The 22,118-nt window shown below is 45.7% G+C and carries 20 protein-coding genes and 2 pseudogenes; 11 read left to right on the top strand and 11 right to left on the bottom strand.

Annotated features, from left to right (window positions below; genetic code table 11):
- Position 1 precedes the first annotated feature (1 nt).
- From AC6R0L_RS16975 to AC6R0L_RS16925, 11 genes are all read right to left on the bottom strand, one after another.
- Positions 2 to 706: an acyltransferase gene (locus AC6R0L_RS16975; RefSeq protein WP_500629891.1), complete on the bottom strand. Its 705-nt coding sequence runs from the start codon at positions 704 to 706 to the stop codon at positions 2 to 4.
- A 1-nt stretch (position 707) separates the two neighbouring features.
- A complete protein-coding gene (gene waaA / locus AC6R0L_RS16970; RefSeq protein ID WP_500629890.1) occupies positions 708 to 1,979 on the bottom strand; it encodes a lipid IV(A) 3-deoxy-D-manno-octulosonic acid transferase in 1,272 nt (423 codons plus the stop codon).
- A 6-nt stretch (positions 1,980 to 1,985) separates the two neighbouring features.
- Positions 1,986 to 3,014, bottom strand: a complete 1,029-nt coding sequence (gene waaF / locus AC6R0L_RS16965; RefSeq protein WP_500629889.1) for a lipopolysaccharide heptosyltransferase II — start codon at positions 3,012 to 3,014, stop codon at positions 1,986 to 1,988.
- A 3-nt stretch (positions 3,015 to 3,017) separates the two neighbouring features.
- Positions 3,018 to 4,139 (bottom strand): glycosyltransferase family 4 protein, encoded by a 1,122-nt coding sequence (locus AC6R0L_RS16960; RefSeq protein ID WP_500629888.1) that lies wholly within the window; start codon positions 4,137 to 4,139, stop codon positions 3,018 to 3,020.
- Positions 4,136 to 5,380 (bottom strand): O-antigen ligase family protein, encoded by a 1,245-nt coding sequence (locus tag AC6R0L_RS16955; protein WP_500629887.1) that lies wholly within the window; start codon positions 5,378 to 5,380, stop codon positions 4,136 to 4,138. Before AC6R0L_RS16955 ends, AC6R0L_RS16960 begins: the two co-directional genes overlap by 4 nt.
- A gap of 13 nt (positions 5,381 to 5,393) precedes the next feature.
- Positions 5,394 to 6,350, bottom strand: a complete 957-nt coding sequence (gene lpxM / locus AC6R0L_RS16950; protein ID WP_500629886.1) for a lauroyl-Kdo(2)-lipid IV(A) myristoyltransferase — start codon at positions 6,348 to 6,350, stop codon at positions 5,394 to 5,396.
- Positions 6,351 to 6,501: 151 nt separating this feature from the next.
- Positions 6,502 to 7,668, bottom strand: coding sequence for a nucleotide sugar dehydrogenase (locus AC6R0L_RS16945; RefSeq protein WP_500629885.1), 1,167 nt, complete (start codon positions 7,666 to 7,668; stop codon positions 6,502 to 6,504).
- A 160-nt stretch (positions 7,669 to 7,828) separates the two neighbouring features.
- Complete coding sequence (gene rfaD / locus AC6R0L_RS16940; protein ID WP_500629884.1) at positions 7,829 to 8,770, bottom strand: ADP-glyceromanno-heptose 6-epimerase; 942 nt, start codon at positions 8,768 to 8,770, stop codon at positions 7,829 to 7,831.
- A 305-nt stretch (positions 8,771 to 9,075) separates the two neighbouring features.
- Positions 9,076 to 9,417, bottom strand: coding sequence for a hypothetical protein (locus AC6R0L_RS16935; RefSeq protein ID WP_500625410.1), 342 nt, complete (start codon positions 9,415 to 9,417; stop codon positions 9,076 to 9,078).
- Positions 9,414 to 9,914, bottom strand: coding sequence for an N-acetylmuramoyl-L-alanine amidase (locus AC6R0L_RS16930; protein WP_500629883.1), 501 nt, complete (start codon positions 9,912 to 9,914; stop codon positions 9,414 to 9,416). Before AC6R0L_RS16930 ends, AC6R0L_RS16935 begins: the two co-directional genes overlap by 4 nt.
- A gap of 68 nt (positions 9,915 to 9,982) precedes the next feature.
- Positions 9,983 to 10,300 (bottom strand): hypothetical protein, encoded by a 318-nt coding sequence (locus tag AC6R0L_RS16925; protein ID WP_500629882.1) that lies wholly within the window; start codon positions 10,298 to 10,300, stop codon positions 9,983 to 9,985.
- A gap of 278 nt (positions 10,301 to 10,578) precedes the next feature.
- On the opposite strand from AC6R0L_RS16925, the pseudogene AC6R0L_RS16920 reads away from it, so the two are divergent.
- The 11 genes and pseudogenes from AC6R0L_RS16920 to cysN form a co-directional block, all read left to right on the top strand.
- Positions 10,579 to 10,863: pseudogene (locus AC6R0L_RS16920) on the top strand (helix-turn-helix domain-containing protein); the annotation flags it as partial.
- 257 nt (positions 10,864 to 11,120) lie between these two features.
- Positions 11,121 to 11,447 carry a hypothetical protein gene (locus AC6R0L_RS16915; RefSeq protein WP_500629881.1) on the top strand — a complete coding sequence of 109 codons (327 nt, stop codon included), beginning with the start codon at positions 11,121 to 11,123 and terminating at the stop codon, positions 11,445 to 11,447.
- A 146-nt stretch (positions 11,448 to 11,593) separates the two neighbouring features.
- Positions 11,594 to 12,676 (top strand): annotated as a pseudogene (locus AC6R0L_RS16910) (ISAs1 family transposase); the annotation flags it as partial.
- Positions 12,677 to 12,812: 136 nt separating this feature from the next.
- Positions 12,813 to 13,910, top strand: coding sequence for a dTDP-glucose 4,6-dehydratase (gene rfbB, locus AC6R0L_RS16905; protein ID WP_500629880.1), 1,098 nt, complete (start codon positions 12,813 to 12,815; stop codon positions 13,908 to 13,910).
- Positions 13,910 to 14,806, top strand: a complete 897-nt coding sequence (gene rfbA / locus AC6R0L_RS16900) for a glucose-1-phosphate thymidylyltransferase RfbA (protein WP_500629879.1) — start codon at positions 13,910 to 13,912, stop codon at positions 14,804 to 14,806. The genes rfbB and rfbA overlap by 1 nt, the downstream gene beginning before the upstream one ends.
- A complete protein-coding gene (gene rfbD / locus AC6R0L_RS16895) occupies positions 14,803 to 15,675 on the top strand; it encodes a dTDP-4-dehydrorhamnose reductase (protein ID WP_500629878.1) in 873 nt (290 codons plus the stop codon). The genes rfbA and rfbD overlap by 4 nt, the downstream gene beginning before the upstream one ends.
- Before the next feature lie 12 nt (positions 15,676 to 15,687).
- Complete coding sequence (rfbC, locus tag AC6R0L_RS16890) at positions 15,688 to 16,236, top strand: dTDP-4-dehydrorhamnose 3,5-epimerase (RefSeq protein ID WP_500629877.1); 549 nt, start codon at positions 15,688 to 15,690, stop codon at positions 16,234 to 16,236.
- 153 nt (positions 16,237 to 16,389) lie between these two features.
- The gene (gene cysD, locus AC6R0L_RS16885; protein WP_500629901.1) at positions 16,390 to 17,304 is read left to right on the top strand and encodes a sulfate adenylyltransferase subunit CysD; all 915 of its coding nucleotides are present in this window, start codon (positions 16,390 to 16,392) and stop codon (positions 17,302 to 17,304) included.
- Positions 17,305 to 17,316: 12 nt separating this feature from the next.
- Positions 17,317 to 19,056 (top strand): SLC13 family permease, encoded by a 1,740-nt coding sequence (locus AC6R0L_RS16880; RefSeq protein WP_500629876.1) that lies wholly within the window; start codon positions 17,317 to 17,319, stop codon positions 19,054 to 19,056.
- A gap of 24 nt (positions 19,057 to 19,080) precedes the next feature.
- The gene (gene cysC, locus AC6R0L_RS16875) at positions 19,081 to 19,728 is read left to right on the top strand and encodes an adenylyl-sulfate kinase (protein WP_500629875.1); all 648 of its coding nucleotides are present in this window, start codon (positions 19,081 to 19,083) and stop codon (positions 19,726 to 19,728) included.
- 960 nt (positions 19,729 to 20,688) lie between these two features.
- Complete coding sequence (gene cysN, locus AC6R0L_RS16870; protein WP_500629874.1) at positions 20,689 to 22,098, top strand: sulfate adenylyltransferase subunit CysN; 1,410 nt, start codon at positions 20,689 to 20,691, stop codon at positions 22,096 to 22,098.
- Positions 22,099 to 22,118: the final 20 nt, after the last annotated feature.

The following is a 22,118-nucleotide window of genomic DNA, read 5'->3' as shown; positions in this document are numbered from 1 at the left end:
TCTACCTGCTTTCGTTTTGCAGTGAGGTAGACATGTAGTCACGTTTTGCGCTGTCCCAACAGATATTCTCTTTAATTAATTTGGCAGGGTTTCCGCCATAAATCGCATTGGGCTGCTCGTTGCTTTGAGTGACATTGCTGTTCGCTGCGACAATAGTGTCGTTGGGGAGGTTTACCCCTTTTAATACAGTGGATCTCATTCCAAGCCAGACCGATTCACCGGTCTGAATAGCGGCGTTATGATTGATAGGAGCTTTTGTGTCTTTCTCATATATGTCATGAAGATCAGAGTCAATGACTAACACTTGCCACGACATAAGGTTGTAGTCACCAAACGTAATCGAGTGACAGCAATATATCGCACTCTCTGCTGACATATTAAAGCGTTGACCAAAGGTTAGCTGTGCCCCTTTTTTGACTACAATCTTTCCTCCATGACCGATCTTGGCTCGGCCTTTAAACTCGATTGTCCCATCGTTGCACACGATAGGCCTCGAATGAGAGCGTTCAAATATTGGGACATCACCGAAGCCAATACGAACTGAAGCGGTTTTTGCTCGATCTGGAAGGAGGAATTGTCCTTTTATTGATTTTAGTACGGTATGGTGAGAAACGAGTATTGGGCACTTAAGACCACGTAGACCAAAAACTCGTAAGTTAAAGTAAAGCGTTTTCGGGATGGCCAATAAATAATCTAACAACTTCACGTTATTTCCCTATAGCAAAAATATGGTTAAGTGTCTTGATGACGGCGCCTCGGTTGCGCTCAACAACTTTCAGTGCCTGCTCGCCCATCACTTGTTGCTCATGATTGTTTGGCTCTAGGAGGCGATTTAAGCACTCTGCGATTTGATTGCTATTATGGCAAATAACGAGTCCGTCGTTTGATATTAATTCGTTTGCAATATTATGAAAATTAAAGTAACTCGGTCCGGATAGAATCGCTTTACTTAGCGCTGCAGGCTCTAGCAGGTTATGCCCTCCAACTTTCTCTCCAACTAAGCTTCCGCCCATGAAACAAACATCAGCTGCTGAGATCAACACAAGCATTTCACCCATAGTGTCAGCCAGATACACCTGAGAAGTGGCATCGCTCTGTTGAGATGTTCTTCTAATCACAGAAAAGCCTTGTTGCTGACACAAAGTGGCTACATCATTGAATCGCTCAGGATGTCTTGGGACAACAATGAGTAATGCATTTGGATCGTAAGTGAGTAACGCTTTATGCGCCGCAAGAATAACGTCCTCTTCACCTTGATGTGTGCTCGCTGCAATCCAGATGGGGCGTTTCTCTCCTAATTGCGATCTCAGTGCACTCCCTTTTGTTGCAACGTCATCGCCAATACGAACATCAAATTTTACAGACCCTGTCACGTCGATTCTTTCAGCCGCCACACCTAAGCGAATAAAGCGTTCTGCGTCTGACGCGTACTGACACAAGAACAGTGAAACATGTTGCGCTAGTGAGTTAAAAACGTGTTGAAATTTCTGATATCTAAGGCAAGAGCGTTCAGACAGGCGCGCATTGATGACAGTAATAGGAATGCCGTGTTTAGCGACTTGGTGTAAGGTGTTTGGCCATAACTCGGTTTCAATGATCAGCATCTGTGATGGCTTAACGGCTTTGAGAAACCCTTTCACACACCAAGCAAAGTCGAGGGGCATATAGCGGTGGATCACCTTATCACCCAGTTTTTCTATTTGCTCGGCGCCGGTACTGGTTGTTGTTGTGACCACTATCTGTGTGTGCGGATCCCGCTCTTTTAAAGCGTTGATAATTGGAATCGCGGCAATCGACTCCCCGACAGAGACCGCATGAATCCAGATTGGATTTTCAGCGTCGACCTTAGGCGTTCTTCCCCAATGCTCTTTCCAGCGAGGGCCAAATGTAGGCTTCCCCGGCTTTTTCTTATAAAGAGAGTACAAGAAAAAAGGTGAGGTGAGTGCTAGGACACAAGAATAGAGTAATCGAATCCACATGACGGGTTATAACTCTCGAATCGCTTCAATGACACGTGCAGGCGAAAGATCTTTAAGGCATTTTAGATGCCCAAGTGGACACTCCCGCTTAAAGCATGGACGGCATTCAATATCGGTATGGACCACTTTGCTTTTAGGCGCTAGTGGTGGCGTGTAGCGATCCGACGTTGAGCCATAGACACCGACAACGTTACAGCCCGCCGCGCCCGCGACATGCATGAGACCAGAGTCATTACTGACGACGGTTTTGCAAAACGCCAGTAAATCTACCGCTTCAATCAAACTGGTTTTGCCGGCCAGATCGTAGACGTGCTCACGCAGTGTCTCAGGAATCAGTGACAATATGCGCTGTGTGGTTTGGCTGTCTTTCGCTGAACCAAATAGCCAGACTTGATCGCCCGCCAAAATTTGTTCTGTCGCGACGCTAGCGTAGTGCTCGACTGGCCACTGTTTGGCAGGGCCAAACTCCGCTCCGGGGCAAAGACCTAATGTGGGGCGCTCGTCATGCAGCGAAAATTTGTGCATGGCGGTCTTCTGTACAGTGGGATCAATAGTGAGCTTAGGCTTTGGCAAGTTGCCCAAGCCACCTAGCGCGTGAGAGCCTGTCATGGCTGATTTGGGATAACCGAGCGCGACGTAGCGCTCAGTCATATATTGAAAGGCTTTTTTGTTTGGACGCAAATCGTTAAGCAATCCATAGCGCATTTCCCCTTTCCAACCCGTGCGTACAGGAATGTTAGCGAACCATGCGATGAGTGCCGATTTAGCGGAGTTGGGCAAAACATAGGCATGATCGTATTGCCCGCGCAGTGATTTGCCCAATGTACGGCGCGCGGAGATATTCAACTCACCATGGGCAAACGGCAGCGCCAATGCTTGGTTGACTTCTGGCATACGTTCAAGAATTGGCCGACACCATGCCGGTGCCATCACATCAATCGTTGCGTCCGGATGTTGCTGTTTTAAAACAGTATAAAGACACTGCGACATCACCATGTCACCCACCCATGAAGGGCCAATTACGAGTATATTCATAGGTTATTCGCCGCTATCCTTACTGGGTAATCGTTCAACATGACACAAAGACTCAAAAAACTCGAGGTGTCTCAATGCGGTTTGGTGTAATGAAAACTCTTGTTTCAGCCTCTGCTGAGCGAGCTTACCCATTGAAATTCTCCGTTCTTGATCTGAGTACAGCATTTCAATGTGATTGGCTAATGAGAGAGCATCATTGACTGGGATCACAAACCCAGTTTCACCTTGTTTGATTAACTCTTTGCCACCGCCTGTGGTTGTAACAATAGAAGGCTTTGCCATGGCCATTGCTTCAATAATGGTTTTCGGTAAACCCTCCCCACTAATCGACGGTTGAAGTTGCATGTCGCTGGTGGCCAGTAGTTCAGGAACATCGTTGCGGTAGCCTAAAAAGTGAATTCTGTTTTCCATGCCGCTTTCTTTAGCAAGAGTCAGATTATCAGGCGTATCCATGTCCCTTCCCACAAGTAAAATATGAAGTTTATCTAGTTTAGATAAGGACTTAGCGCTATCGAGTAAAACGTGTACACCTTTACTTGGTCTTGCGTTGGCAATACAGATGGCACAAATGGCATCCTCAGGGACACCAAGTTCTGCCTTTTGTAGGGGGGTAGCTTGATACCAAGAAAGATCATGTCCTTTATAGATGGTAGTGACAGGCATATTTTTGCGCCACACTCGCTTTTGGACATCTTCTTTAACAGCATTTGCGACGCATATCACGCCATCAACACGAGGGTGCAGGTGCGTCAGATAGGCAGTCGGATCATGTCTATACAGTCCTCCCACAGTACCTCGGTAGGTGACAAAACGAGTAGACTCAAAGCCCACACAGGCAAAGGCCGCATTAGGTATGGTTTTGGAGTTCATGGCATAGACAATGTCGTAGCGGTGTTGAGCAAGCTCTTTACGAATTGCTTTGATGGTCGTGAGATCTATTTTTTTACGGGGGTAGGCATCAATCACTGTGATACCGAACGATTGAAATCTCTCTACATAGTCAGCGCTACCTTGGGTGAGTATGGTCACCTTATGTCCCATCTTTGCCCACTCGATGAATATCTCCGCTTCGGGACGAACACTGTTCCAAGCGTCATTGTAGGAACTGCAGACTAAAATGTTCAACTTGTCACCTCTCGTGACTGACAGAATTGAAGATGCACGGCGACGAGGATCGACGTCGTTAGGGCGTAAAAAATCGTACCAGAGTTATGAGAGAACATCGCTTGCGACAAACTGTAAATCATAAAGGCCACAATATGTACGGTACCTAACTGCCGAGTCAGTTGCCCATATTCGTGAGTGATGGGTATGCGCCACAGCAAGATCAAAGGAACAATAAATATAGCTAAAAGAGACGCAATCCCTAAAATGCCTCTTACGGATAGATCATCAAGATATTGATTGTGTGCATGAGTTGGGTGATTGGCCGTCTTCTTATCGACGAGGCCGATTTCGCCCCAATGTTTATTGAGGATTCTTCTTTCCTTCTCACCCACGCCGAGAATAGGCTGTTGCTTAAAGTTTAACCAGGCACTTTTCCATAATTCAAGTCGAATACCCACTGAAGTGTATTTGGAACCTTGGCTGTAACTTTCGATATTTTTTATGGCAACCTCAACCCTACTTTGAACTTGGGGCGTTGTAGCTAGCCCTGTGAGACAAAGACATGCTACCAGTATGGAGATGATCTTTGTTTTGAATGATAGTGTCTTACGATAAGTCAAATAGAGAAAAATCAGCGTAATGGGTAGTACCATCCATCCCCCCCGACTTTGAGAGTACATGCTCGCCATGAGGCCGGCTATAGACGCCATAAAAGCGAAAAATGCCACAAGTCGGTCTCGGGATAAAAAGTAGAGAGCAATACAAAGAGAGAGCGAGGCAAAGGTCATCGCCATGTTCCCGTTTTGAATTGGCATATAGCCTTTTAACCACCAGTTAGAATCTAAGCCGCTAAAACCTCTTGGTACGTTGTATACATACCATTGCAGGAGTGCGCTAGCTCCTGACACGATACTTCCTATGACAATCCCCCATACTATCCAGCGGATTTTGGGTGGATAAATGACTAACATCAGAAAAACGGGTATCGCGAGAGCAAAACGACTGGCTTGATCGGTGTCTGAGATATTTCCATCCCAAACCAACATATTGACGATGTACACCAGATAGTAAGCCAGAAATGAGAGGCAAAACAGCTTCTCGTTGTGATTGAATGTTCCCTTACGCCACTGGTTAAGCATTACTAAGGAGGTAATGAGTAGAAGAAGTGAACCGACATTGTGGCCTTTACCAAAAGATAACAGCGTTACAAAAAAGAAGGCACACAATAAGGACGTAAGTGTAGTTTTATAATTCGACATCAAAGTTGGCATATTAGTGGTAAGGGTTGAGTGTACTGTCGGGGCGAGTTTTTAATAGGCGCAAGATCCACATGTATTGCTCCGGTCTTTGCGATACGTAGTCTTCAATACACGTGTTCATCATCCGCGCATCTTGATGTTCATCCCCGGTAGGAAACGGAAGGGCGGGATAAAAATCCAGTTCATACTGCCCAGTTTGGCTGTTGTACATCGCAAATAGCGGCACAATTTTCGACTTACTCAGTTTAGATAAGCGCCCTAAGCCTGAAATGGTCGCCTTGGTGGTATCAAAAAAATCAACAAACACACTGTGCTCACGGCCTAAATCTTCATCGGGCAAGTAATAACCTAAGTAGCCATCACTGCGCACGGATTTGATAAAGGGTTTAATGCCGCCACTTCGGTCATAAACACGCCCACCGTACTGAACGCGTTGTCTGTGCATTAACCAGTCTGAGACTTTGTTCTTTTGCGCTTTTGCCATGGCAGAAACAGGCAATCCGCGTGAGGCCAGTAGCACGGCTGGGATGTCAATCGCCCAAGTATGCGGCACCAGTAGGATCACGTTCTCGCCAGAATCTGTTACTTGGGTAAGATGCTCAAAGCCGCGAATGGTGGTGTTTTTCTCAAGCCACTGCTTGCTTCTTAGGGTGAGTGAAGCAAAGCCAATCGTAAAGGAAATCGAGGTCACGTAAGCATCGAACAGGATCTGCTCTCGCTCGGCGTCGCTTTTTTGTGAAAAACACATCGCCAAGTTAACCCGAGCGCGGCGGTTGGCTTTGTTATTCAGCTTTACCGCCACTTTCGCCAACTGGCGTGCTAGCCCAAGCCTCAGTGCGTTAGGCAACAGGCTCAACAGAGCGCCAAAGAAAACGGCTAGCCAAGTTCCCCAGTATCTCGGTGCAAGAAAGCCCCATTCAAAGGTGGGGTTGTATGCCTTAGGATCGTAATCGTCGCGAATAAAACTCATAAATGCTCGAATAATAATAGTGCCTAGTTTCTAGTGCCTAGTTCCTAGAGGGTGATTTCTAGAAGTGTCATCTCTAGGAACTAGGAACTCGCCTCTTAACTAGGAACCTAACTCTAGGAACTAGGTACTGCTTTTCACTAGGAACTGTAATCTAATCACTCCCAAATAGGTCGCGAGTATAAACTTTATCGGCCACATCCGACAAACTTTCAGTCATTCGGTTGGAGACGATCACATCCGAGCGTGATTTAAAGGCCTCAAGATCGGAGATCACTTCAGAATGAAAGAAGTGAGACTCTTTGAGTACAGGTTCATAGACGACGACTTCAATGCCTTTCGCTTTCAAGCGTTTCATGATGCCTTGAATCGAAGAGGCGCGGAAGTTGTCTGAGCCCGCTTTCATGATCAGGCGATAAATCCCGACGACTTTAGGCTCGCGCTTTAAGATGCTGTCTGCGATAAAGTCTTTGCGCGTTCTGTTCGCATCAACGATCGCACCGATGATGTTGTTCGGTACATCTTGATAGTTCGCTAATAACTGCTTGGTGTCTTTCGGTAGGCAGTAGCCACCGTAACCAAAAGAGGGGTTGTTATAATGATTGCCGATGCGTGGATCGAGCCCAACACCTTCAATGATTTGACGAGCGTTTAAACCGTGCGCTTCGGCGTAAGAATCCAATTCATTGAAATACGCGACACGCATGGCGAGATAGGTGTTGGAAAAGAGCTTGACGGCTTCGGCTTCGGTGGAATCGGTAAACAGAACGGGAATGTCTTCTTTTACCGCGCCTTCGACCAATAAATTGGCAAACACCTGCGCGCGATCACTTTGCTCACCGACGATGATGCGAGAAGGGTAAAGGTTGTCATACAGCGCTTTGCCTTCACGAAGGAACTCCGGTGAGAAGAGGATGTTGTCTGTCCCGAAATCTTGCTTAACGCGCTCGGTGTACCCAACTGGCACGGTTGATTTAATCACCATCACAGCGTTTGGGTTAATCGCCGTCACATCTTTGATGACCGCTTCAACCGATGCGGTATTAAAGTAGTTGGTGTGCGGATCGTAATCCGTCGGCGTGGCAATAATCACGTAGTCAGCATTCTGATACGCAAGCTGCTTATCCAAGCTTGCGGTAAAGTTGAGTGATTTGTTTGTTAAAAAGTACTCAATCTCTGTATCGACAATCGGTGACTGCTTGTTGTTCAGCATCGTCACCTTTTCTTCGATGATGTCTACAGCGACCACATCATGATGCTGCGCCAACAACATCGCATTAGAAAGGCCCACATAGCCCGTACCCGCTACGGCAATTTTCACAATCTGTAATTCCTAAAAATAAAATTCAACGACGGATTTCTATTTCACACATCCGACTCTCTACTCACAATCTTCCAGGAACTAGGAACTAGGAACTAGGAACTAGGAACTAGGAACTAGGCTCTCACCCCACTACCCAACACCCACAACCCATTACCCGTTACTTATTCACTAACCCCATATACTCCGCGATCCCTTCCGCCACCGTCTTAAACTCATGCTCACAGCCCGCTGCGCGCAGTTTTGTTAGATCCGCTTGAGTGTACTCTTGGTACGCGCCTTTTAAATGCTCTGGGAACGGAATCGTCTCAATCTCGCCCTTGCCGTGGTACTTGATCACGGCTTTTGCTACTTCTTGGAAAGATTCCGCATTACCCGTACCCAGGTTAAAAATGCCCGAGACGCCATGCTCAAAGAACCACAAGTTCACGGCGGCCACATCACCCACGTAGACGAAATCACGCTTAAAGTGCTCGCTACCGGCGAACAGTTTCGGGCTTTCACCGGCGTTCATTTGGTTATTGAGGTGGAAGGCGACAGAGGCCATCGAGCCTTTGTGCTGCTCACGCGGGCCGTAGACATTGAAATAACGGAATCCGGTCACTTGAGAGAGCGTCTCGCCGTGCGCTTTGGCATCTTCCCACACGCGTCTTACGTAGTTATCAAATTGCTGTTTGGAGTAGCCGTAGACATTCAGTGCGCCTTCGTACTCTTTCTCTTCAATAAAGGTGTCGGTTTCGCCGTACGTAGCGGCTGAGGAGGCATAAAGGAACGGGATTTCTCTATCTAGGCAGTAGTGCAGTAGTTCTTTTGAATACTCGTAGTTGTTGAGCATCATGTACTTGCCATCCCACTCGGTGGTCGCAGAACACGCACCCTCATGGAAGATGGCTTCAATTGGGCCAAAGTTCTCACCCGCCATGATCTGAACAAGGAAGTCGTCTCTATCCATGTAATCAGCAATATCCAGATCCACCAAGTTCTGAAACTTTTTGCCGTTCTTCAGGTTATCGACCACCAAAATATCGTTAATGCCTTGCTCATTCAGCGCCTTGACAATGTTACTGCCAATCATGCCCGCGCCACCTGTTACGATGATCATACGTTTGTTTACCTCAGCCTAGAAATTGTTCGTTATGGGCGAAGTATATCAGGTACTGGGGATAAGTTCCTAGTTCCTAGATCCTAGTTCCTAGAAGGGGTGTGGGGGAGCGCGTCAATTAGGGTAAAGCCCCAGATTATTGCTGGCACGATAGACAAATCACTTCTACGCATCCAATTCTAGGAACTAGGCACTTGTCTTCCACTAGGAACTCCCCTCTAGGAACTAGGCACTGCTCTTAACTAGGAACTCATACCTAGAAACTCCCCTCTAGGAACTAGGAACTTCTTTTCCACTAGGAACTTTTAAGAACTTTTCTTAACCACCCCTCCCGTCAAATACAACCCAATCGCCGCTAATACCGGGTACCCGAACGCCTCATTAATCATCTCGCTGATGGGTTGCCACTCGAAACCGTGCATACAGCCGATCACCACCATCGAATGGAGCAACACATAAGGGATGGTGAACAGTAGCACAATATAACGTTGAACCAATTTAAACGGTTCAAACGCTTTGAGCAGGGCGAGTTTGTGCTTGGCTTTCTCTTCGTTGGTGAAAAACATCGCATCTCCTGTGTCGGTGAGGGCTTCTAGGCTCTTATCGATAAACGACGGGCTACCAAAAATACGGCTCCAAAGGCTCATAGGGTCTCCTTGTTAGTTTGCTTAACCACAGAAACGGATTGAACAGGGTGAAGCACCATCACCGGGCAGGCTTTGTTGGCAAAGGCGTGGTGCGGTTTGACCTGCTCATCGCTAATGCCGTGCTCTTGCTGCAGCCGCTCGATTAACGCAAACAGCGCTTTACGTTGGGCGAGGGTGAAGTTGTCTTGCGCGCCGCCTTGCTCATCACACCCGCCCACCACACATATGCCAATATTGCCGCGGTTGTGGCCACGGACATGGGCGCCAATGTGTGACAGCGGGCGGCCTGTCTCGACTTTCCCGGCGCGCGTGATCACAAAGTGATAGCCAATATCTCGCCACCCTTTTGCCCGGTGCCAAGCGCGAAGGGTGCTGGCGCCAATATCCTGCTCGGCACGGGTCGCGCTGCAATGCACGGTGATTGTGGTTAGGGGGTAGTGTGGCTTATGTGCAGGGGTGGCGGGTAGTGAGGTGGGGTTTGTTGAAGTTGGGGGCATCGGTTTTCCTCATGATGGTAATGGGTAATGGGTAATGGGTAATGGGTAATGGGTAATGGGTAATGGGGTTATGGGTGTTCGGTGTAGAGGGTGGTGAGCGTGTTGATAAAGGCGTTCATGGCGCGCTCGAGCGTTGGCAACGCCTCGCCGGTTTGCTTGGCAAGGTTTGTCAAATTACGGCCTTTTACCCACATGAAGTAGGTGAGCTCATAACCCAGTGGCTCGGTGCGTTGGGCCTGGGCAATTAGGGCGATAAACCCCTCACGGCTGATGGAACAGTAGTGGTAGGTGGGGAAGTAGATCTCCTCTAGGGTTGGGTCAAAGGGGGAATACACGTAGCAGAGGCGACGAATCGCCCATTCACTGCATTGGTGACACACTGGCATAGCAACTCCCTTCTCAATCAGGAGGCGACACTCTACGCGACATTTCGCCATTAGGGTTGGTGAAATGCTGGTGATTTATACAGCCCGAGAGAGTAAGGGAAAAAATGCGAGCGTGTACAAAATTAGGTGCATATCCAATGAGCCAAAGCATGACTAGGCGTGAGGCGGCTTGCAACCTCACCAATTACTAAGGCATTTCTGCCGTATGGCGAACCCTAATCGGTAAGAGGCTGTTTTGTTTGTTGTTTACATTCCAATAACAAAGCCGAGGAGCGCCCATGAGCCACACCCTAGTCGCCACCCTGATGAAAACCAAAACCGGATCGCCTATCAGCAAATTGATCTTACTTAAGCTGGCCGATAACGCCGATGTGCACGGCCGCTGCTTTCCCTCTTACCAATACTTAGCGCTCTATTGCGAAGTCTCGCTGCGCACGGTGAAAGAGCACATCAAACGGCTAGAGGAGCAAGGCTTTCTCGAACTGGTGCATCGCTTTGATAAACGCGGCCGCCAGCGTAGCAACCTGTACCAGCTCTACACCCCTGCCCATTTGCACGTTGAACTAGACGGCACGTGCACCGGAGAGGAAGCAAAGTCTTCACCCTCACCCCGTGCAGCAGCTGCACCGAGAATCTCCCAGTTAAAGAGTAATAAAGAGGGTTATAGGCAGGCAGCGCCACCCCAGCGCGCTGTGGATAAGTTAGTCAGCGAGTATCACGCCAAAGGGCGAACCCACCCGTTTGAAGAGCGCATTCAAGGTTTGATCAAAGCACGTAAGCGAAGCCGTGCGGATGAGCAAAAGAAAGGGTAGGAGACATCATGAAACACCGACTATCACTCACTGAGCAAAAGCACATCTTAAACTTATACATCACCCGCGCCAGCGGCCGACCGCGAGAGTTGCTCGACGTGCTATTAGGCGCGTACCCCAAGCCAATGAGTTGCCGCGAACTCAAGCTCGCGCTTAATATGACCGGCGGCCATGCACTCCCCTCTGCGGTGCGCAATGCGGAGATATTTATTGATGTGATTAAGCGTTATGATAGTGCTGAGAAAACGACCTATTACCAACTCGATGATGCGTGTGTTCAGCGTGTTGCCCTCAATCAATTGTTGAATCGTGTGATGTGCAGCGAGTTTGATTAGCGGTGGAATACGTTGGCTGAGTTTATCCACTGAGGTAAATAGTGTATTATTGCGCGCAAAATTAGGCACAGTGCAGCTGTCACTTTACGCTGCGCTGTGAGCGAAATCGCTTGTGGGGGTGTGACCTAAGGGCGGTAGCGTGAGCAGGGAAAGTCGAACATTCACTAACCGATATCATCTTCCTAATGGTGACAGCGGTTATTGCAGGTGCTGAGGGGTAGGAAGATATTGAAGATTTTGGCGAAGATAACCTCGAATGGCTACAACAGTATGGCGATTTTGGTAACGGTATACCTGTTCATGACACCATAGTTCGAGCGGTAAATATGATCTCGGCAAAGCAGCTTTAGCGATGTTTCTCTAAGTGGATGAAAGACTGCTATGAAGCGACCAAAGGCTATGTTGTAGCGATTGATGGCAAGACGATTCGTGGTACTTATAACAAAGACAAACGCTGTGGTGTTATCCATATGCTTAGTGCTTTTAGTGCTGCTAATCATACCGTTATAGGTCAAGTAAAGACGGCGGATAAAAGTAATGAGATCAAGGCAATACCTGAACTTTTGGATCTCTTGTCTATCAAGGGTTGCTTGGTCACCATAGATGCTATGGGGTGTCAGAAGGACATTGCTGAAAAAATCATTACCAAAGAAGCTGATTATCTTCTCGTTGTCAAAGGTAACCAAAAGAAACTGGAAAAAGCGATCAACGAAGTGTTTAACACTAGCATGATCAACAACTTTGAAGGTGACAAGTTTGTCATCCAAGAGCAAGGCGATGGTAGAGATGGTAGAACTGAGACGCGTCTTTGCCTAGTTGAAGATGATGTGGCTTTGTTGGGTGATGTTGAATTCGATTGGCCGCAACTCACGACATTGGGAATGGTTGTTTCAATTCGTCAGGAAGGTGACAGTCCGGCGGAAACGATGCAGGTTAAGCATCACATCAGCTCAGCAAAGTTATCTGCAAAAGAGTTACTGGCGGGGACTAGAGCACACTGGAGCATTGAAAATCAGATGCATTGGCGACTCGATGTCGGTTTCAATGAAGATAGCTGTAGTATTAGGCGTGAGCAGGCGGGAGAGAACTTAGCCGTGGCTCGGTATATCGCTTTGAATTTACTTACGGCAGAGAAATGTTTTAAAGCAGGGATTGAGAGAAAGCAACAGAAAGCGAATCGAAGTAACGCGTACCTTTCTTTAGTCCTTGCGGGGAAAGGGGCTTCGTAATCTTGCCTTGTGTTTTAGTGGTGAAATACCGCTGAGACTAAATCCTGAAAAAGTACAAATAAAAATCCAATTTTCGTAATTTCGTAAACCTAACGTGTTTGCGCACCAATCATCATTTCAAAGTAGGTTTAAATCAGTGAAAATTCTCGTCACCGGAGGCGCAGGTTTTATCGGCTCAGCAGTCGTGCGCTACATCATCGAAAATACAACAGACAGTGTTATTAACGTGGATTGTCTGACCTATGCGGGCAACCTAGAGTCTTTAGCAACTGTTGAATCAAACGAGCGTTATGTGTTCGAACAAGTCAACATTTGCGATCGTGAAAAGCTGGACTTTGTTTTTGCAAAGCACAAACCTGATGCTGTAATGCACCTAGCAGCGGAAAGTCACGTAGACCGTTCGATTACTGGGCCTGCAGCCTTCATTGAAACCAATGTCGTAGGTACGTACACCTTGCTAGAGGCAACGAGATCATATTGGAATACGCTAGGCACTGACTCGAAACAAGCTTTCCGCTTTCATCATATCTCAACCGATGAGGTGTATGGTGATCTACTACATCCTGATGAGGTTGCCGAAGGTACAGAGCTGCCGATGTTTTTGGAAACGACTCCGTACGCGCCTTCAAGTCCGTACTCGGCATCTAAAGCCTCAAGTGATCACCTTGTACGTGCTTGGCTTCGCACGTATGGTTTACCGACTATTGTTACAAATTGCTCTAATAACTATGGACCATACCACTTTCCAGAGAAATTGATTCCTTTAGTTATCTTAAATGCGTTAGAAGGTAAAGATTTGCCAATCTACGGTAAGGGCGATCAAATTCGTGATTGGCTGTTTGTTGAAGACCATGCGCGTGCGCTGCACAAAGTCGTGACAGAAGGCAAGGTAGGTGAGACCTACAACATTGGTGGTCTCAGTGAAAAACAAAATCTAGAGGTGGTACAAACTATTTGTTCGATCTTGGACGCACTAGTGCCAAAAGAAACGGCTTACGCAGAGCAAATCACGTACGTGCAAGATCGCCCAGGGCATGATCGCCGTTACGCCATTGATTCAAGCAAGATGCAAAAAGAGCTCGGTTGGACGCCGGAAGAGACTTTTGAAACAGGACTAAAGAAAACCGTTCAGTGGTATCTTGACAATGCAGTTTGGTGTAAAAATGTACAAGATGGTTCTTATCAGCGTGAACGCTTAGGCGTTGAAACACCTTCAATAGAGGAGGCGAACTAATGAAAGGGATTGTTCTGGCAGGTGGCTCCGGTACGCGTTTGTACCCACTAACACGTGGCACATCAAAACAGATGCTTCCAATTTACGACAAGCCAATGATCTACTACCCGATTTCTACACTGATGTTGGCCGGTATTCGCGATATTTTGATTATTACGACACTAGAAGATCAAGCGGGATTTCAGCGTTTACTCGGTGATGGTTCAGATTATGGCATTAATCTGGATTACAAAGTACAGTCAAGCCCAGATGGTTTAGCGCAAGCGTTTATTATCGGCGAAGAGTTTATTGGTGATGATTCGGTATGTTTAGTGTTGGGGGATAACATTTTTTATGGTCAATCGTTTAGTGCGCAGTTAAAACGTGCAGGTGAGCTGGCATCACAAGGCTTAGCGACAGTATTTGGATACCAGGTAAAAGATCCGGAGCGCTTTGGTGTGGTTGAATTTGATGTAGAGATGAAAGCACTCTCGATTGAGGAAAAACCTCAGGAGCCGAAGTCTGACTATGCAGTGACGGGACTGTACTTCTATGACAACCGTGTAGTGGAGTGGGCAAAGCAGGTTAAACCATCTGAGCGCGGTGAGTTGGAAATTACGACTCTTAACCGGATGTACCTCGAAGACGGCTCTTTAAATGTGGAAATGCTGGGTCGAGGGTTTGCGTGGCTAGACACAGGAACTCACGAAAGTCTACACGAAGCATCCTCGTTCGTGCAAACTATTGAGAACGTTCAAGGGTTGAAAGTGGCGTGCTTAGAAGAAATCGCTTGGCGTAATCAATGGCTAGGTGATGATGAACTACTTGAAATCGCTAAGCCAATGATGAAAAACGAGTACGGTCAGTATTTAAGTCGCTTAGTTGTTGATAAGTACAAAAAGGCAGGGGCACAGTGAAAGTACTGATTACAGGAAGTCATGGCCAAGTTGGCCACAGCTTGGTTAAACAGCTATCAAAGCGAAGCGATGTAGACGTTTTTGCTTACGATAAAGAGCAGTTGGATATTACCAATGAAGCTAGCGTTCAAGCGGTAATATCAGAGTTAAAGCCAAATGTTATCATTAACGCTGCTGCACATACTGCAGTAGATAAAGCAGAAACTGATGTCGAAATGAGCTACGCTATTAATCGGGACGGTCCGTTATATTTGGCGAAAGCAGCACAGTCGTTAGATGCTTTGATGCTTCATATTTCAACCGATTATGTGTTTGATGGTGATAAGTCAAAGCCTTACGTAGAAACTGATACGCCCAACCCAAAAGGAGTATATGGTCAAAGCAAGTTAGCAGGTGAACAAGCGGTAATGGAACATTGTACTCGTTTTGCAATTCTGCGCACTGCGTGGGTGTTTGGTGAGCACGGGAATAACTTTGTTAAAACCATGCTTCGCCTAGGTAAAGAGCGCTCGGATCTCGGAGTCATCGGTGACCAGTTTGGTGGTCCTACGTATGCCGGTGATATTGCCAGTGCGCTCGTGGTGATAATGAATAAGTTCTCCAGCCTTGAGCAGTCAGGAGTGTACCACTTTGCGGGTGAGCCGCATGTCAGTTGGTATCAGTTTGCTCAAACTATTTTTGCTTTAGCAGAGCAGCATGATGCGATAACACAGGTACCAAGCGTAAATGAAATTACTGCAGACCAATATCCATTGCCCGCACCACGCCCGGCCAATTCACGATTGAACTGCTCTAAAGTACAAGGCGTATTTGGAATTAACCCAAGTGATTGGCAAGTGGCTCTTAACAACATTATTGCCTACGGTTAGGTAACAGACATCATGAAATTAATCGAGACAAATATTCCCGACGTAAAAATCATCGAGCCACAAGTTTTTGGTGATGGGCGCGGTTTTTTTATGGAAACTTGGCAGCAGACAAAATTTGAAGAATTAGTAACGGGTAAGCCTACGACTTTTGTTCAGGATAATCATTCTAAATCCAGTAAAGGGATTTTGCGCGGTTTGCATTACCAAACGGAAAACACACAAGGAAAGCTGGTACGTGTTGTTGTAGGTGAAGTGTTTGATGTCGCAGTGGATGTGCGAAAGGAGTCTCCAACGTTCGGTCAATGGGTTGGTGTCTATTTATCAGCAGAGAACAAACGTCAGTTGTGGATCCCGGAAGGTTTTGCGCATGGATTTTATGTAACGAGTGATGATGCTGAGTTTGTTTATAAGTGTACTGATTATTATGACCCATCATCTGAAATATCTATCAAATGGGATGACCTTACGATTGGTATTGAGTGGCCTTTAGAGGGAGATGTTTTATCGCTGTCTGCGAAAGATGCTGCAGGTATTGGTTTTAATGAAGCGCCAAAGCTGTAGTTAGTTCTTGCTAAAGCTTATAGTTTAGACAGAGTACGTAAGTAAACCATGCTGGCAGGTATTTTGTTTAAAAGATCGATGAAATGGCCTCAGCAGTTCAAAGAATGACTGTGGCGAACAAGTGATTAACCTAAAATTAAAGAAGTGGGAATGATGAAAGTATCTCCAGATAGAATGACGCATTTAAGGCAACTTGAGGCAGAATCTATCCACATTATGCGCGAAGTCGCCGCGGAATTTGACAACCCAGTAATGCTTTATTCTGTAGGCAAAGATTCATCAGTAATGCTTCACTTAGCGAAAAAAGCATTTGCGCCAGGAACACCTCCCTTCCCTCTGATGCACGTAGATACCACGTGGAAATTTAAAGAGATGATAGAGTTTCGAGACTATATGGCGACAAAACTCGGAATGAAGCTGATCGTCCACCAAAATCCAGAAGGGTTAGAGATGAATATCAACCCGTTTGTACACGGTAGCTCAAAACATACCGATATCATGAAAACTCAAGGCCTGAAGCAGGCATTGGACAAGCATGGCTTTGATGCAGCCTTTGGCGGCGCGCGTCGTGATGAAGAGAAATCTCGCGCTAAAGAACGTGTTTACTCATTCCGTGATGAGCACCACCGTTGGGACCCTAAAAACCAGCGCCCTGAGCTTTGGAATATCTACAACGGCAAAGTGAACAAAGGCGAAAGCATCCGCGTCTTCCCTCTGTCTAACTGGACAGAGCTCGATATTTGGCAATACATCTACCTTGAGCAGATCGAAATTCCAGGCCTTTACCTATCGGCAAAACGCCCGGTGGTTGAACGTGGTGGCATGCTGATTATGGTGGACGATGAGCGTATGGAAATCAAAGAAGGCGAAGTCGTTGAAGAGAAAATGGTGCGTTTTCGTACGCTTGGTTGCTACCCATTAACGGGCGCGGTGGAATCGGAAGCGGCAACACTGCCTGAAATCATCCAAGAGATGCTTCTCACCACCACATCAGAGCGTCAAGGACGTGCCATAGACCACGACAGCTCAGGCTCAATGGAGAAGAAAAAGCGCGAAGGCTATTTCTAGAGACAAACTGCAATGAGATTATTGCCCTTTGAACAATCAGTGACGGCGTTAGCGATTTTGTCACTGATTGGTTTATTGGTTTGGGGTCGGATTCGAGCGGTGTATACATTTGTTCTCATCACCGGCGCGCTGTATGTCACAGGTGTGATTGATCAAAACGCTATTTTTGGCAATGTGACCAACGCTTCGGTGGTCACTCTCGTGATGTTGATGCTTGCGGCCTTAGTGCTTGAACGCACCATTATCTTGTCGTGGCTGGCAACCCAAATTGCCGATGAGAGCTATTATCGAACGCTGATGAAGTTAGGCCTTTCTAGTTCATTGAGCTCTGCGTTTCTTAACAATACTGCAGTAGTTGCGACTTTGATGGGGACGCTGCTCAATAATCCTTTTCATTCGGCCAAAAAACTGCTGATCCCGCTGTCGTATTTTTCAATTCTTGGCGGCACACTTACCCTTGTGGGGACCGCGACCAACTTGGTCGTGAGTGGCCTTTTAGAGGAACAAGGCTTGGCGCCACTGGCGATTTTTGACTTTCTTCCTGTGGGAACCGCACTGTTAGTCGGGTGTGGTTTGGTCATTTTTTTGATTGCGAAATGGCTACCTAACGACAAGAAAACCCAACAGGTGGCTAAGCAAGAATACTTTATTGAAGCAGAAGTGTTGGAAGGTAGCTCACTTATTGGAAATACGGTTCTAAAAAATGGACTCCGCTCTATGAGTTCACTTTTCCTAGTCGAAATTGTTCGTAAAGACAAGCTTATCTCTCCGGTATCACCACAAGAAGAGCTACAGGCAGGTGATAAGCTGATTTTTGCTGGCGATGTGCGTGAAGTCAGCCAAATTGATAAGCTTCAAGGCGTTGAGCTTTACAGTTCGAACGGTTTCGATCTGAGCAAGAATCTACGAGAAGTACTTGTCAGCCCCGAGTCCATTTTGATTGGAAAAACTATCAAGCAGGTCGAGTTTCGCTCGCGCTTTGACGCTGCTGTTGTCGCGATTTCGCGTCAAGGTCAAACCCTTTCAGGAAAGTTGGGCGAGCTGAAAATACTCGCCGGCGATAAGATGCTGCTGGCAACTGGCTCTGATTTTGATAAAAGACCTAATCTTTCTAGAAACTTCTTTTTTCTTAGCGAGCAACGGGTCAATAAGCCAATTTCGGCATGGCAAAATGTGTTTGGCATCGTAGGCTTTATTCTCGCAGTAGTCACAGCAAGCAGCACTAGCTTGTCGCTAATTGAAACATTAGCCGTTTATCTTTTGGGCTCTCTATTAATTGGCATTATTGATGGTACTCGATTAAGACGACGCTTTCCTTTTGAGCTGTTGGCTATTTTGGTTTGTGCTTTATCCATTGCATCAGCCTTTAGCCAAAGCGGCTTAGCAGACCACATTGTAACGACCCTAATTGGTGCTCTTGAGCAGATGAGCCATCACAAGGCGTTGATAGTCGTTATTCTGCTAACGATTGTGATGACTGAAATCATGACCAATACGGCAGCTGCGGCGATTGTGCTTCCGCTAGCCATTAGTTTGGCCGCGCAACTTAGCGTGAGTTACATGCCCTTTGTCATGGCAGTGGCTTACGGTGCAAGCGCATCCTTTATCAGTCCCTATGGGTATCAAACCAATTTGATGGTGATGAACGCAGGAGGCTACAAACTGTCCGATTTTGTTAAAATCGGTTGGTCGATGACGCTCTCTTATGTACTCATTGCTTCCATGCTTGTCCCCGTGTTTTTTCCATTTTAGACTTAAACAGTAAGTACAAAAATAATGACATCACCGTATGAGATAAAACAGAACGATTCGGTCAGTGATGATGTTGTTTGGCATAACAGCACCGTTACTGGTAAAGACAGATTTACACTTAAACAGCAAAAACCGGTTGTGCTTTGGTTTACTGGGCTAAGTGGCTCAGGAAAATCTACGGTAGCGAATGCGGTGGAGAGTAAACTCCTTTCTCTTGGTAAACATAGCTATCTGCTCGATGGTGATAATGTTCGTCATGGCCTGAATAAAGATTTGGGCTTTAGTGATGATGACCGCGTTGAGAATATTCGTCGCATTGGTGAAGTCGCCAAACTATTTGTTGACTCGGGCATCATTGTGTTGACTGCGTTTATCTCGCCATTTATCTCAGATAGAGAGCAAGCACGCGGACTCATGCAAGACGGAGAGTTCTTAGAAGTATTTGTTGATACACCGCTTGAAGTGTGTGAATCAAGAGATCCAAAGGGGCTTTATAAAAAAGCTCGTGCTGGTGAGATAAAAAACTTTACTGGAATTGACTCGACTTACGAAGTACCGCTCTCACCAGAAATTCACCTACGTACGCAAAATAAGAGTATCGAAGAATGCGCTGAGTTTGTAGTAGAACAGCTAAGAGGGAGAGGATATTTGAACTTTGTTGAAAGCCAATAGTGCATTACGATGTTTTTAATGGGGCTGCTGATGGAATCACTGCGCTTGCTTCGGTTGCGTTTAGCAATACCCAAGTCCTTTATTGTCGATTGCGGGTGTTAAGCGTAATATAAAACTTATGAGGAAAGTGCATTTAAGGATGATGTGAAATCAGTGATTGTACTCAATATCTCAATGAAGAAAAATCAAAAAGCGCTTCGTATACTTTTGGACAGAGATGCTTATATGTTTTATTGCAACCACCACTGAACTGGTAATATTCCAGTATAGGATAAGTTAATCACTGTAATTGACTTAGATGCTGAAACTTGCACTAGTCTTCCAATAAATCGGTGTCTCTTTAGCCAGTTCGCTAAGTGGGTTGTTGCAACTGAGTTCGGTGGTAATTTATTTAAAAGCGCAGAAAAGCTAGTTTATCACATAGGTTTGGTTCAAGACGATACTAGATTTATCAAGAAGCTCGGAACGCTGATTAACTACATAATAGTTACGGTGGAGGTTTCACATTACTAGATTACTTATGCCTTATGATGTTGAAAAATGACATTGATTCGCCTTACTATACAATTACGCCCAGCTATGCTGCTGATGGTAAGAATGTTTCTTTTTAAACCTATCTCAGAGAGTGAAATAACCTGTGTCTATGAGTTTTCCTGTGAGTATTGGGCTTTTTGGCAATGAGCTAGCAAATAAAGCTCCAGATCTCGCTCACGCCGTTTTAACTCTTAACGTATCTGGGCACGACTACAAAGTATGCGTTCGAGCACCTCTGAATAATTGGATTGGTGCTGATGCAATTTGCGCTTCCTTTGCTATCGGGAGAGGATAAAGAGCGTCATCCTGTATCAATCCACTTTCCAAATCTCGCAAAAGTGACTTAATCAAAGCGTAAATTAAATATTATCAACAATTTTTCAAAACGTGCTGATTTAGGGCACGTTTTTATCTAAGGATACAACAATGTCACATTCTTCTGAACTTATTGCAACTAATATTGAAGCCTACCTAAAGGTACATGAAAATAAAGATCTATTGCGCTTTCTAACGTGTGGTAACGTCGATGATGGCAAATCAACACTCATTGGCCGCCTTCTTTTTGATAGTAAGTTGATTTATGAAGATCAAATGGCTGCGATTGAAAAAGACTCACAAAAGTTCAATACGACGGATGACGCGTTTGATCTTGCGTTGTTGGTTGATGGCCTTCAGTCAGAACGAGAGCAAGGCATTACGATTGATGTTGCCTACCGTTATTTTTCAACAGATAAGCGCAAGTTTATTATTGCCGATACCCCAGGACATGAACAGTACACGCGTAATATGGTAACTGGGGCTTCTACGTGCGACCTTGCAATCGTTATGGTTGATGCTCGTCATGGTATCCAAACTCAAACAAAACGACATAGCTATATTTGCAACTTACTTGGAATTAAACACATAATCGTTGCAGTTAATAAGATGGACTTGATGGATTACAGTAGTGAAGTGTTTCAAAACATCAAAGCTGACTATCGTGAAATGGCTAAAGACTTTGATATTGAAGATATAAAATTTGTACCTCTGTCTGCTCTTAAAGGTGACAATGTGGTTACACCAAGCAGAAACATGGATTGGTACAAAAACGAAACGCTAATAGAACTACTAGAAACAGTCAAAGTTGATAAAGATAAAAATCTAACTCAAATGCGTTTTCCCGTGCAATATGTAAATCGTCCAAACCTCGATTATAGAGGTTTTTGTGGGACATTAGCATCTGGTGTTGTAAGTGTCGGAGATCGAGTAACAGCGCTTCCATCAGGTAAGCAGTCTACAGTGAAGAGTATATTTACATTTGATGGAGAGTTAACTTATGCGAATCCAGGACAAGCAATTACGGTTACTCTTGCTGATGAAATAGATGTTTCTCGGGGCGACATACTGGTTCACACTGGTAACGAACCTCAGATGACAACTTTATTTGATGCTCACGTCGTATGGATGGATGAAAAGCCGTTAATTAGTAATAAAGATTATCTACTTAAGTTTGCAACAAAATCAGTCATTGCAAAATTTGTACAAATAGTACACAAAGTAGACGTTAACACACTAGAGTTGTATTTAGATAAAGAAACGTCCCTAGATCTTAATGAAATTGCTTTAACTTCGATAAAGCTAACGGAGAACGTTGCATTGGATTTGTATAAGGAGCTGCCTCAAACTGGTGCATTTATTATTATTGATCGTAATAGCAATGTTACTGTTGGTGCAGGGGTGGTTGAAAAAGTCATAGATATAAGTGAAGAAAAGCATCGTGAATATACTAAAGCTGAGCGAGAGTTGAATGCTTATATCCGAAATAACTATCCTGAATGGGGCTGCGTGGAAATATAATCTCTGCGGTTTAAGAATGG

The sequence above is a fragment of the Vibrio sp. R15-SG3-ISO1A genome (assembly GCF_059833955.1).
The sequence above is the reverse complement of the archived record's forward strand: the minus strand, read 5'-3'. Positions and strand labels throughout refer to the sequence as shown.

Coding starts and splice junctions, on each gene's coding strand:
- waaA (WP_500629890.1), bottom strand. CDS start 1,979: ATGTGGATTCGATTACTCTATTCTTGTGTCCTAGCACTCACCTCACCT.
- waaF (WP_500629889.1), bottom strand. CDS start 3,014: ATGAATATACTCGTAATTGGCCCTTCATGGGTGGGTGACATGGTGATG.
- AC6R0L_RS16955 (WP_500629887.1), bottom strand. CDS start 5,380: ATGTCGAATTATAAAACTACACTTACGTCCTTATTGTGTGCCTTCTTT.
- lpxM (WP_500629886.1), bottom strand. CDS start 6,350: ATGAGTTTTATTCGCGACGATTACGATCCTAAGGCATACAACCCCACC.
- rfaD (WP_500629884.1), bottom strand. CDS start 8,770: ATGATCATCGTAACAGGTGGCGCGGGCATGATTGGCAGTAACATTGTC.
- AC6R0L_RS16935 (WP_500625410.1), bottom strand. CDS start 9,417: ATGAGCCTTTGGAGCCGTATTTTTGGTAGCCCGTCGTTTATCGATAAG.
- AC6R0L_RS16930 (WP_500629883.1), bottom strand. CDS start 9,914: ATGCCCCCAACTTCAACAAACCCCACCTCACTACCCGCCACCCCTGCA.
- AC6R0L_RS16925 (WP_500629882.1), bottom strand. CDS start 10,300: ATGCCAGTGTGTCACCAATGCAGTGAATGGGCGATTCGTCGCCTCTGC.
- AC6R0L_RS16915 (WP_500629881.1), top strand. CDS start 11,121: ATGAAACACCGACTATCACTCACTGAGCAAAAGCACATCTTAAACTTA.
- rfbA (WP_500629879.1), top strand. CDS start 13,910: ATGAAAGGGATTGTTCTGGCAGGTGGCTCCGGTACGCGTTTGTACCCA.
- rfbC (WP_500629877.1), top strand. CDS start 15,688: ATGAAATTAATCGAGACAAATATTCCCGACGTAAAAATCATCGAGCCA.
- cysD (WP_500629901.1), top strand. CDS start 16,390: ATGAAAGTATCTCCAGATAGAATGACGCATTTAAGGCAACTTGAGGCA.
- AC6R0L_RS16880 (WP_500629876.1), top strand. CDS start 17,317: ATGAGATTATTGCCCTTTGAACAATCAGTGACGGCGTTAGCGATTTTG.
- cysC (WP_500629875.1), top strand. CDS start 19,081: ATGACATCACCGTATGAGATAAAACAGAACGATTCGGTCAGTGATGAT.
- cysN (WP_500629874.1), top strand. CDS start 20,689: ATGTCACATTCTTCTGAACTTATTGCAACTAATATTGAAGCCTACCTA.